Below are 12,268 nucleotides of genomic sequence, written 5' to 3'. Positions count from 1 at the left end.
ATGCGTTACAGATCATTCATACATTCAAAAAACAATTTAAACCCAAGTCTTTTTTCTTGGAAAAATTTAACCTGTTAAATTCAAACTAAAATCATCAAAATTTTCGTATTCCTCACCAGTCCCATCGATACGAATTTCTAGCATTTTGTTGACCAAATCGACAAGAATGATATTTCTGGTTGGGACACCGCTTAATTGAATCACAGACTTCTCAGTATTAATGAATTTAAACTGACCTTTTATTTCTTCTGCTTGGTTATGACCACTTAGACTTAATCGTGATAATACATACGTTTGGTCTGCGTTAAGTTGTAAATCAACAGCCATACCAGGACAATCCTCACAACGCGAAAAACACCCCATACATGGCGTAGTACCTTGATACAAACCAATATATTGAGGTGTTACTTGATTTTTTATTGAATCATTCTGTTTCAAGAGTTGATTTGATTGCGTGGGCTGATCGCAAGAAGCCATATGAATCGACGAGATCAAAACGAATGGGATGACAGTACTACGGCGCATAATCACAAATCAATTTTAACAATTTTGTGAAAATTACCATATCTCAAGTCTGCATATGAATCAATGCGTATGTTGGTGCACGTGAACTCCATCATCATGTAAAACTTGATCAGGGTAAGCGAGTCCAATCCCTTTAATTACTTCAGCAAAATATGACCCTTTATCTGTATAAACTTTAATAATTGCATATTGATCTTCAATACTTTGAGTAATCGTAAAATAGTTTAGATCAGCAGGATAATCCTCAAATTGCCCCTTATATCTCACAATTCCATCCTCAACTTGTTCAATCTCAGTAATTTCGGCCACACGATTGATACCAAATTGCAAAAGTTTCAAGGGAAATTTACTGCCCTCTTTCATGCTCGCCACTTGATCAGGGCTAAACTTAAATAAATAACCCGTGTCAGCCCGATGCTGAAAACTTTCTGGAAGAATCATATGCCGTTCAATATTTTGTTCTAGTACAGGCATAAGCTCAGGCATCAGATGAGAACTCGATGACTCATTCTTATTTTTAAGGCGTTCGTCATGAGCATTAACATTTTGACCCAGTTCATTTTCAACTTGATGCTGCTGTAAGCTTGCAGATGATTTGTCTTTTTCGGGTTTTAGATATAACGTAAATGTAGCAGTCACAAAAACTGCTACACCCAATAAAATATAAATTACTTTCATAAATTATTTGAATAGCGACACTGCTTTAGCATTTTTATTAATCATAGTGACAGCATCACGATCATTCGTACCCCCTAATTGGTATCCATACTTTGGATGGAATAAATCTGGGCTTGAGAAATAAGAGATACTATTACCTCCCATAATCGTACTACCCAAAGGATGCTCCAAACCACGTGCTGGTCCAGCGGTATCATGATGATCCACCCCCATATTATGACCGAATTCATGACGTAAAACCGTGATTCCGCAGTTAATACTTCCACTACCGATCATATAATTTGAGTTAGGGTTTTCAAGTAAGTAAGCTAAACCACAGCCCTCTTCATCACCTTCATAATATACAGCATCAGCTTTTAAGCGATTACGCTCATTCTGAATAACTTTGTCCACACGACCAATATCAAGGACATTGTTTAATGTTTTAGAACCTGGTGTTTTATATTGCAGATAACCAACATTTCGCAGATAGAACTTGGCATTTGAATTCTCTGCAGACACATTGGTTAGGTCAAAGCCTTCAATCAATCTAATTTTCGCTGCATTTGCACCTAATTTCTCTGCAACAGCAGGACTACTCACCAAAAGCATGTCAATCGTTGAACTATCAGCTTGCCATCCTTGAGATGTATAGACAAAACGTTGTGTTTCACCAGTTTGAATCGTTTGTCGTAAATTATTGGATGCCTGAATTGTGCTGCTCCACGCCGCTCCAGAACTTATGATTATCTTGTCATTGATTTGAGCACGATCAGGTAAATTAATTACTGATTGCCAATTTCCATTTGCCAACTTAACACGTGTCACTGGTTGTTTAGGATCAGGAACTTTTTGATTATTTAAATCTTTCGCTTGTATCACACGTTCTGGTGCAGAAACTAAAATCCACTTCACTAATTCTTTTACAAACATAAATTCATATCGATCACCTCTATTTAGTTTTAAAGTTGCTGAGGTATTGATATTCTGATTTGAAATAGTAGCTTCCCATGTTGCAGTCGACTTCACGATCACACGATCACGGTCATATGCTGAACTTGGTAATGTGAATTGTGACACCCAGTTTCCATCACCAAAAATAATTTCAGTTAAAGGGCTATCGGTTTTATTTAACTGAGTACCCACTGAACTAACATTTAGTTGTCTCGGCTGAATATATTCAGGCACCCATTTTTTTAGTCTTTGATTAAATACAAACCAATAGCGATCTCCTTTTTTTAAATTAAAATTACTCGAAAAAAGAAGATTTGTTGTATCAATTGATGAATCCCTGCCTGCATCAGATTCAATCAACATCACCGTATTGTTAGCCACATCACTCGGCAAGACTATTTTCTTTACCCAAGCGCCATCTCTTAGATGAACTCGCTGTATTATTTGTTGATTAGATACAATATTTTGTACACTTGAATTATCGACAATGGCACTAGGTGTACTGTTGATTCGCCATTTTTTTAAAGATTCACTATAAATAAAGTCGAATGTGTTTCCTCTATTGATTTGAATTGATTCAAGTGGAATATCTATATTGGAAGTATCTAGATATGCAGCATATCCCGCCGTCGAAGAAATTCTAATCTTGTCATTATTTTTTGGATTGTTTGGCAGATAGATTTGCTTCGTCCAATTTCCATCACCCAATTTAAATTCTAATTCAGCATAACCGCTCGGAATCTGACCGCTTTGCTGATTTTGGTTTGGTGTAAGTACTGTACTTGCCACAACACCACTCATCAAACAACCCATTAGTAAAAAGGTAATTTTTTTATTCATCATGTCACTATTTGTTTATTTTAGTTAAAGTTAGTGTACATTATAAATACAAATTCCCCTTTGTAAATGTTAAAACCATCCCTTTTTACCATTATTAATGTGATCTACACATCTCAATGCCTCTTGCGATAAACTCCACAAACGATAATCCCCTGTAATAGACCCAACAGGATAATTATGGGTATAGGCAAAACTTAATTTTCTTTCAGGATCACACCAAGCCCCTGATCCGTTATAACCCATATGACCAAAACCGTTTTTTGCACTTTTACCCAGCGTGATAACTCTGTGATAACCCAAACGCCAATGCATAGGTATTGGCATCACCTTGTCTCGATCATAGCTTTGTATTTGTGAAAGTTGTTTGAATACAAGTGGCTTGATAAATTGTCTTGATTCAAACTGACCATAGTGCGCCATCATGGCATAGATTTTCGCTAAACTTCTGGCTGTAAATACACCATTTGCAGCAGGAATGGGTTGAGTCAAAACACGATCATCAAAAAAGCTAAATCCCTTCATCCCTTTAGGAATCATTGCATCTATAAAATCATCAGGGTTTTGACCAGAATATTGAATGATCCGATCCGAAAATGAAATTTTCGGTTTTTTCTGCTTTTGTTGTGCAACTTGAGTAGTTGATGGCTTTCTTTTAGTATTTGGTTTTTCTAAAGGTTTAGCTATTCTTGAAAGTTGATCCTGAGGGACGCCAAAATAGGCACCATCTAATTGAAGTGGTTCAACTAAATATTGATTCATCAGATCAGAAAGATTTTGCTGAGTCGCTTTTTCAATCAGCCCTCCCAATAACCAGCCATACGTAAGCGCTTGATATGCATAATTCGAATTGGGTTTAAACCGTGGAGTCGCGCTAGCCATCACATTGAGCATATGATCCCAGTCCGCCATTTCAGATGCTTGAGCAATGACATTTCTGACATCATATAAACCAGTACGATGACTCAATACGTCAGCCAAATTAATCTTAGATTTTCCATGTTCAGCAAATTCTGGCCAATAATCAGCTATGGGTTGACGATAGTCTAATCTCCCTTCACTCACTAGAATATGCGCCAAAGTCGCTAAGATCCCCTTTCCAGTGGAATAGCACATCGCCATCGTGTCTTCTGACCACTCTTCACTCGCAGACTTTTTTCCAACATAAATATCAACCACTTTTTCTTGACCATAATATACAGCCAATGATGCACCACCTTGTTCCGTACGAGAGTCTTGTAAACGACTAAACAAATGTGCCAAATCTGCAAACTGATGGTGAACCGTACCCTTATAATTATGTGTGTCAGCGTAAATTAAATCTTTTAGAATTTTCATCTTCTATCCTTGATTTATAGTTATAAAAAAGCCTAACAAACATGTTAGGCCTTGAGCATTTATTAAAGTGGTTTCACAACACCTGAAACATGAGGTTTTTGCGATTTTGCATTACGAACTAATAAATGTGTCGCTTGTTCGCGCTCACCCGTTAAAAATTCAACCTCAGATGGTAAAAACATAGGCAACTTAAAATAAACATCAGCATCATAAGCATCCGGTAAACTAATACTTGCTAATGCTTTAGCCTTACTCCACATTCCATGAGCAATCGCTTGTTTAAAACCAAATGCTTTCGCTGTAACTGCATGAATATGAATGAGGTTAAAATCACCTGAAACAAGCGCATAGCGACGACCCGTATTTTCGGCGACTTTCCAATTTCCCTGTGATTTAAATTCAGGCAACTGATCTTCTTTAGCCTTTGAAGCGGATGAAGTATTTGTTTTTTGAAGAGAAAGATAGGTCGTTAAACCTTCCATCACCACATCATTACCTACTTTTACAGTCGTAATAAAATCAAATTGCAAACCTTTATCATGGGGTTTTAACTCGCCAAATTTACATGATAGCGTGATGGTTTCATTCACTCCGATTTTACGGTACTGCTTAACTTGATTACGAATATGAACCAAACCCAGCAATGCGAATGGGAAAGGTTCTTGTGTCATCATTTGCATCTGCAAACTTTGAGAAATGACTGCCAAGTAAGTCGATGGTACATATCCATTATTCTTATAACCACAAATTTCGTTATAAGATTTTAAATGGTCATGATCAACACGGTATTCATCAACGATGTAATCCACTTGCGGAAGTGTCTTCTCGCCTTTCGGTTTTTTAAAAATTAAACCTTTAATGACTTTAGGATAAGCTAGATAAGCTTTTGGCAATTGACTAAAGTGACGTGTTTTCATGTTAAAAATTCCCATTTATCTTTATAAAAAATTTACAGTTTGATGCTCAACAAAATGATCATAACAAATCATACGAGCAATAAAGAGAGCAATGCCTGAACATTACTCTCTTTCATTTAACAATCTATGACCACTTAAGCTTAAGCACCTAATAAACTTTGACCGCACACACGTACAATGTTTCCATTCAGCCCCGTTGAAGCAGATGAAGCAAATAATGCGATTGTTTCAGCAACATCAACTGGTTGCCCCCCTTGACTCATCGAGTTCATACGGCGACCCGCTTCACGAATTGCGAATGGAATCGCTGCTGTCATTTGAGTTTCAATAAATCCAGGAGCAACAGCATTAATCGTTACACCATTTTTCAAAATTGGTGCTGTAAATTTCACTAAACCAATTACACCAGCTTTAGAAGCTGCGTAGTTAGTTTGACCGAGGTTACCCGCAATACCTGAAATCGAAGATACGCAAACGATGCGACCATTTTCATTGATGCCTTCATTAGACAACAAATAGTCATTCACACGCTCAATCGCAGATAAGTTAATGTTAATCACAAGATCCCAAAGCTCTGGCTTCATATTAGCAAGCGTTTTATCACGTGTAATACCAGCATTATGGACAATCACATCTAGCCCGCCTTGAGCAGCCGCTGCAGCTTTGATTTTTTCTCCAGCATCTGGTGCAGTGATATCAATCGCTAAAGTCGAACCACCAATTTCACTCGCAACACGATCAAGATCTGCTTGTTGTTGTGGTACATCTAAGCAAATGACATGAGCACCATCACGTGACAAAACATGCGCAATCGCTTCACCAATACCACGACTTGCACCTGTGACCACCGCAGTTTTGCCCGCAAGTGGTTTAGTCCAATCAACATCAACAACATTCGCTTTTGAAACACGAATGACTTGACCTGATACATACGCTGAGCGCGGAGAAAGTACAAAACGAAGTGTAGATTCAAGATTTAAAGCAGCATCTTGATCTACATAAACCAATTGTGCAGCAATACCTTTCTTAAATTCTTTACCTACAGATTTCACGAAACCTTCTAATGCACGTTGAGCAATCGCTTGTTTCACTGTAGGTGCTGATTCTGGCGTCAAGCCAACAACGACTACACGACCTGAAGTTTGAATTTGGCGACCAATTGGATTAAAGAATTTATGCAATTCATTTAACTGTTCAGAGTCCTGAATACCCGAAGCATCAAACACGACTGCTTTGAATTTCGACTCTTTATCGCCTTCATTAAACGCCCCTAAGTTCAACCCAACTTTAGCTGCAGCTTGTTGTAACTCCGCATTGTTTCCAGCATAGCTGTTGGCATGAATATTACTCAGAACTTGCGCAATTTCACCATTAAAAAGACTTTTAGACGCAGAACCAATTAAAACAGCGCCTTGAACAACAGGCGTTGCTGATTCAAAGCGATCTAAGTGAATTGGGGATGGTAAACCTAAATTTTTGATGACAAATTTACCAATTGGAGATTTTGCAAAAGCTTGATATTGGTCAGTCATGAATATGATCTCTCGATAGAATAATTTTTTGAAGGATCTATGATGTAGATGAAGTTCAGTTCAAACTCTGATACTTAGTAAATTAATCGATCCCTGCGTTTCAGTTAAATAATACTTGAGTTACTCTATGTATGTCTTGACCTGAAAGCATTGCTAAATGTCATTTTAGTCAATACGACCTCTTAGCGATTATGCTAATGTAGCACTCAAGAATATCCCAAATATGCTTGGAAAAGCCTTATGAGCAAAACAACTCAAGAAAATCCAACAACTGAGAATTCTGCGAAAGCGACTGTGTCAAATACATCAAAAGCTCGTTCAAATGCGAGTAGTGGTAATGCAAACAGCGCCAACAACGCAAATACTCCAAAAGCGACTCGCCCTCGTACGTCGACGACTCGCAAAAAAACAGCAGCAACAAATAAAACTAAAGCTGAAAATCAAACTTCAGCAACTACGACTCAATCTTCCGCTGAACAGGAAAAAACTATGACTCAAAATACTGTACGCCGTGTTGCAATTATCGGTGGTAATCGTATTCCTTTTGCACGTTCTAATGGTGCTTATTTCACAGCTACAAATACGGATATGCTTACAGCAGCATTGAATGGTCTAGTTGAGCGTTTTAATCTTCAAGGTCAACGTCTGGGTGAAGTTGTTGCTGGTGCTGTACTGAAGCACAGCCGTGATTTCAATATGACGCGTGAATGTGTGTTAAGCACAGAGCTTGCACCTGAAACTCCAGCTTACGATATCCAACAAGCTTGTGGCACTGGGCTTCAAGCTGCTTTCCTCGTAGCGAACAAAATTGCACTAGGTCAAATTGAGGTGGGTATTGCAGGTGGTGTAGATACCACTTCAGATGCTCCTATTGCATTTGGTGATGGATTACGTAAAGCTCTTTTAGAACTCAATGTTGCAAAAACAGGTAAAGATCGCCTTAAAGCGTTAACTAAAATTAACGTAAAAGATTTGCTAGACGCGCCTAAAAATGGTGAACCTCGCACCGGCTTATCTATGGGCGATCACCAAGCAATCACAACACTTGAGTGGGGCATTTCTCGTGAAGCTCAAGATGAACTTGCTGCATCGTCTCATCAAAAAATGGCTGCGGCTTATGAAGCAGGTTTCTTTGACGATTTAATGACGCCATTCCTTGGTCTTGAACGCGACAACAACTTACGTCCCGACTCAACTGTAGAAAAGCTTGCAAAACTTAAGCCAGCGTTTGGTAAAGGTGATGCTCGTACAATGACTGCGGGTAACTCTACTCCACTTACCGATGGTGCTTCTTGTGTATTATTAGCATCAGAAGAATGGGCTAAAGCAAATGGTCACGAAATTTTAGCGTATTTAAGTTTCTCTGAAACTGCTGCTGTAGATTTCATTGGTAAAAAAGAAGGTTTGTTAATGGCTCCTGCTTACGCAGTTCCACGTATGCTCGAGCGTGCTAATTTAAAACTTCAAGATTTCGACTACTATGAAATTCATGAAGCATTTGCATCTCAAGTTCTTTCTACATTAAAAGCTTGGGAAGATCCTAAATTCTGTAAAGAGCGTCTAGGCTTAGATGCACCTTTAGGTTCAATTGATCGTGCGAAGTTAAACGTTAAAGGCTCTTCGTTGGCTGCGGGTCACCCATTTGCAGCAACGGGTGGTCGTATTATCGCAACTGCTGCGAAAATTTTAAATGAAAAAGGTTCAGGTCGTGTACTTGTCTCGATCTGTGCTGCAGGTGGTCAAGGTGTAACGGCTATTATTGAAAAATAATTCGATGTTCATAACAAAAAAGCCCCTCGATTGAGGGGCTTTTTTTATTTTCATAAAAAAGATTGACAGAGTATTTATTTTTTTTAGATGAATGACTGACATTAAACTTTAAAAATTAGCATTTTATTACATAATTAAAGAGCTAAAAATGGATTTTAGCCAATTAAAGGAAAAAAAATGAAAAAGATACAAAAAATATACTCAGTAATTCTATTATGTTGCATCAGTACCACAATTTTGGCGAACTCAGTTGAGCCTAAATATAAATGGTCTGTTAGTACTGGATGGCTACATATAATGCCTCAGGGGAAATATGGAAATACGTCGATTAATACAGCCGTTGATCCTGATTATGAGTATGACCTATTAAAAAATATAGGCATAACCTCAAAAATGGAGGGATTAAGCAATTGGACAGAAAATGCTGGCTTAAAACCTAAGGATGGGGATACTTTGGGCTTAATGATTAATTATTATGTCAATGATAACATTTCACTTCAAATAATTGGAGGTGTTCCACCCAAAATTGATATTAAGGGGAAAGGTCAGATTAATGCAAAACCTATTGCACTTAACCCAATGATTGATGCTGCTATTATTGATATATTAGGACCTGATCGAAATTTGTTTATAACTGATCTTGGGAGCAGATCAAAGTTGGCAGAAGCAACAGCTTGGACTCCAGCTGCAACCGCACAGTACCACTTTGGTAGTACAGGTATAAATAAATTTAGACCTTATGTAGGGGCAGGAATAATGTATGCAACATTTACTGGGCTAAAAATTGATAAAGGTCTTGAGGAAGAACTAATAACTGCTGGACATCGTATCGGTCATATTACAAATATTGTTAGAGATGATGACCCGATGAAGGATATCAATGGAAATCTATTAGATGCTATTGTAGATCCTATAGGAGTAAGAATTAATTCTCCAGTAGATCCAAAGGTTAAAGTGAAAGCCACTGATGCTTTAGGAGCAGTATTTACTTTAGGTGCAAATTACGACATTTCAAATAGAATCTATATTACCGGATCACTAACCTATGTAGATTTATCGAATAAGTCGAAAATTACAGTTTATGACCAAATATCAGGGCGTCAATTAGTTTCATCATCAACAAAAATCAATCTTAATCCTTTAATCAGCTATATTGGAATTGGTTATAAATTTTAATTAAAAAAAGCATCTCAATAGAGATGCTTTTTTATTTTGAGTTTTAGTGATTTAAAGCCTCAGGTGCATAACCCAGTTTAGCTTCGATCCCATCATAGAACCATTGAAATATAAACGTATACACCAGAATACTAAGCGTCAAAGCTAAGTCGACGATAAAAGCTTGTATGAGCGTCATATCCATCATATATGCAACAATTGGAATGGTCACTAACATCAAGCCACCTTCAAATCCTAGCGCATGCAATATACGAACTTTTACAGTACGCTTCCACTGATTGCGCGCTTCAATTTTTTCGAAATAATGATTGAAAATCATATTCCAGATCACTGAAAGTACAGCCATAATCACACCTAATGAACCTGCAATCTCCAGTGGAACTTCAAAAATAGAACTCAAAGAAATTGCGATGATCACCAATAGAATGATTTCATAGCTTATTGCGTGAATAATTCTTCTCTTTGAAAAAAACATGCGTTCACTCATCAACTTTGTTATTCATGAGCGCATTTTATTTTCATAATATTGAATGATCGAGTTAGAATCTATCAGAATTTTTGAAAGAATAAACATGAATATTAATCAAGAACAATTGGTCGTTTTTAAAACTGTGATGGAAACAGGTTCTTTTTCCGCAGCCGCACGTCAGTTAGGCAAGGTCCCCTCTGCTGTAAGTATGGCGATTTCCAATTTAGAGATTGATCTGAATCTTCAACTGTTTGAAAGAGTAGGACGTGAACCACAGCCAACACTTCAAGCCAAAGTTTTGTATGAACGTACTAATCATTTATTGATTGAAATGAATCAATGGAAACAACATGCATTTGGTTTGAGTAGCGGGATCGAAACCGAATTAAATATAGTGGTGGTATCTGAGTTACTGCATAGTAGATGGACTGATTATATTGTTTTATTAGAACAACAATTTCCTCAACTACAAATCAATATATTCAGCGCACCACAAGAAGATGCTCAACAAATGATTTTAACGGGTAAAGCACATTTAGCATTGATGTTTGAGCGTGAACATATTGAGGCGAATGAACAATTTGTGGAATTAATGAAAGAAAGTTTAATTCCAGTTGCATCTGTTCATCATCCGCTGTGCCAAAATCAAAAAGTGAGCTATGAAGAAATTTTTCAAAGTCGTCAGATTGTAGTCGCTAGTCGCGATCGGAACATTAAACCTGAGTTACTCTTTTCCAAAGATGCATGGCGTACAGATAATCACCACTCTGCATGTAGATTAATTTCTCAAGGACTTGGATGGGGAGTTTTACCCACTGAAATGCTTATCGAACAACCAACATTAAAGAAAAAACTTAAAGTTCTACGATTTTCAGATTTCACCCCAAAATTTGATTATTTTATCGATCTGGTTTGGAGTAAAGAGCAACCATTAGGCAAAGCTGCTCAATTTTTAATTCATCACATCAGAAATAAAAGAAAAATGTAGGAAAATAACTTGATTTAAAACTTTTGTAGCATGTTTCAAAATAATCATGTGTTATAAAGATGATATAAGTAATGAAACAAAGAATTAGATCGCAATGACTGAAACAGCTTTATCTCAATTAAAAAACTTCACTACAATTGTTGCAGACACAGGTGACTTAAACGCTATAAAAAAATTTAAGCCATTGGATGCTACCACTAACCCTTCACTCATCACGGCAGCAGCTTCATTCCCTGAAAACAAAGAACTGATTGAAGCTGCATTTGATCAAGCAAAGTCAGAGGGTTATCAGTCAGATGAGTTAATCGATAGAACAATTGATATCCTGACTGTCAAATTAGGTGTGGAAATTCTAAAAGTAGTTGAAGGTCGAGTATCAACGGAAGTTGATGCAGCACTTTCATACGATACAGCCGCGACAATTGCTAAAGCTAAAGGATTACTCGCACTCTATGCGACTTATGGTGTTGATCAAAACCGAATTTTAATTAAAATCGCCTCAACATGGGAAGGTATTCAAGCTGCTAAGGTTCTTGAATCAGAAGGCATTCATTGCAACTTAACTTTGTTGTTTGGTTTACATCAAGCAAAAGCATGTGCGGATGCTCAGGTCACGTTAATTTCACCATTTGTAGGACGTATTCTCGATTGGTATAAAAAAGCTGAAAATGTGGATCACTATCCAATTGAACAAGATCCTGGTGTGCAATCCGTTAAACATATTTACCAGTTCTACAAACAAAATCAGGTGAAAACTGAAGTTATGGGTGCAAGCTTTCGTAGCGTAGAACAGGTTCTCGGACTTGCTGGATGCGACCTCTTAACTGTATCACCGAATTTACTTGACGAATTGGCTCAAGATCATCGCCAAGTTGAAGTTCAGTTAAATGCAAATGCACACAGCTCAAATATCGAATCGCTTAGTCCAATTACTGAAATAGATTTTAAAGAGCAAATTCAGAAAGATCTTATGGCATCGCAATTATTGCAAGGCGGTATAGATGGCTTTATTAAGGCAAGAGATCAACTCAGCTCCCTGTTAAAACAATCATTTGGCATAGATGCTGATATTAAAGCTTAATTGCACCTATCCATCATTCTTTCA

The 12,268-nt window shown here is 37.4% G+C and carries 11 protein-coding genes; 4 read left to right on the top strand and 7 right to left on the bottom strand.

The annotated features are described in order from the left end of the window. Positions 1-66: 66 nt before the first annotated feature. The 6 genes from AC1M9C_RS11090 to AC1M9C_RS11065 form a co-directional block, all read right to left on the bottom strand. Entirely contained in the window at positions 67-525 is a 459-nt protein-coding gene (locus tag AC1M9C_RS11090) for a copper resistance protein NlpE N-terminal domain-containing protein (RefSeq protein ID WP_481953690.1), read from the bottom strand. Between the two features lie 60 nt (positions 526-585). Next, positions 586-1,203: a metalloprotease secretion chaperone CpaB gene (cpaB, locus tag AC1M9C_RS11085; RefSeq protein WP_051586535.1), complete on the bottom strand. Its 618-nt coding sequence runs from the start codon at positions 1,201-1,203 to the stop codon at positions 586-588. 3 nt (positions 1,204-1,206) lie between these two features. Then, on the bottom strand, positions 1,207-2,976 hold the full coding sequence (cpaA, locus tag AC1M9C_RS11080) for a metalloendopeptidase CpaA (RefSeq protein WP_481953689.1): 1,770 nt from the start codon (positions 2,974-2,976) through the stop codon (positions 1,207-1,209). A 69-nt stretch (positions 2,977-3,045) separates the two neighbouring features. Continuing rightward, positions 3,046-4,305, bottom strand: coding sequence for a serine hydrolase domain-containing protein (locus AC1M9C_RS11075; RefSeq protein ID WP_481953706.1), 1,260 nt, complete (start codon positions 4,303-4,305; stop codon positions 3,046-3,048). 68 nt (positions 4,306-4,373) lie between these two features. After that, the gene (locus tag AC1M9C_RS11070; RefSeq protein ID WP_481953688.1) at positions 4,374-5,228 is read right to left on the bottom strand and encodes a MaoC family dehydratase; all 855 of its coding nucleotides are present in this window, start codon (positions 5,226-5,228) and stop codon (positions 4,374-4,376) included. A gap of 140 nt (positions 5,229-5,368) precedes the next feature. Then, positions 5,369-6,760, bottom strand: a complete 1,392-nt coding sequence (locus tag AC1M9C_RS11065) for a 3-oxoacyl-ACP reductase (RefSeq protein WP_481953687.1) — start codon at positions 6,758-6,760, stop codon at positions 5,369-5,371. Between the two features lie 240 nt (positions 6,761-7,000). On the opposite strand from AC1M9C_RS11065, the gene AC1M9C_RS11060 reads away from it, so the two are divergent. Next, a complete protein-coding gene (locus AC1M9C_RS11060; RefSeq protein WP_180028195.1) occupies positions 7,001-8,530 on the top strand; it encodes an acetyl-CoA C-acetyltransferase in 1,530 nt (509 codons plus the stop codon). A gap of 177 nt (positions 8,531-8,707) precedes the next feature. Next, entirely contained in the window at positions 8,708-9,706 is a 999-nt protein-coding gene (locus AC1M9C_RS11055) for an OmpW/AlkL family protein (RefSeq protein ID WP_481953686.1), read from the top strand. 43 nt (positions 9,707-9,749) lie between these two features. On the opposite strand, the gene aceI is transcribed toward AC1M9C_RS11055, so the two are convergent. Then, positions 9,750-10,181 carry a chlorhexidine efflux PACE transporter AceI gene (gene aceI / locus AC1M9C_RS11050; protein ID WP_481953685.1) on the bottom strand — a complete coding sequence of 144 codons (432 nt, stop codon included), beginning with the start codon at positions 10,179-10,181 and terminating at the stop codon, positions 9,750-9,752. A gap of 97 nt (positions 10,182-10,278) precedes the next feature. Between aceI and aceR the strand changes: the two genes are divergently transcribed. Together aceR and tal are read left to right on the top strand one after the other, a co-directional pair. Next, complete coding sequence (aceR, locus tag AC1M9C_RS11045) at positions 10,279-11,163, top strand: HTH-type transcriptional regulator AceR (RefSeq protein ID WP_092767852.1); 885 nt, start codon at positions 10,279-10,281, stop codon at positions 11,161-11,163. A gap of 94 nt (positions 11,164-11,257) precedes the next feature. Further along, on the top strand, positions 11,258-12,244 hold the full coding sequence (gene tal, locus AC1M9C_RS11040) for a transaldolase (RefSeq protein ID WP_481953684.1): 987 nt from the start codon (positions 11,258-11,260) through the stop codon (positions 12,242-12,244). The last annotated feature ends 24 nt before the right edge of the window (positions 12,245-12,268 follow it).

It is taken from the genome of Acinetobacter sp. 24-47-39 (assembly GCF_056783825.1).
The sequence above is the reverse complement of the archived record's forward strand: the minus strand, read 5'-3'. Positions and strand labels throughout refer to the sequence as shown.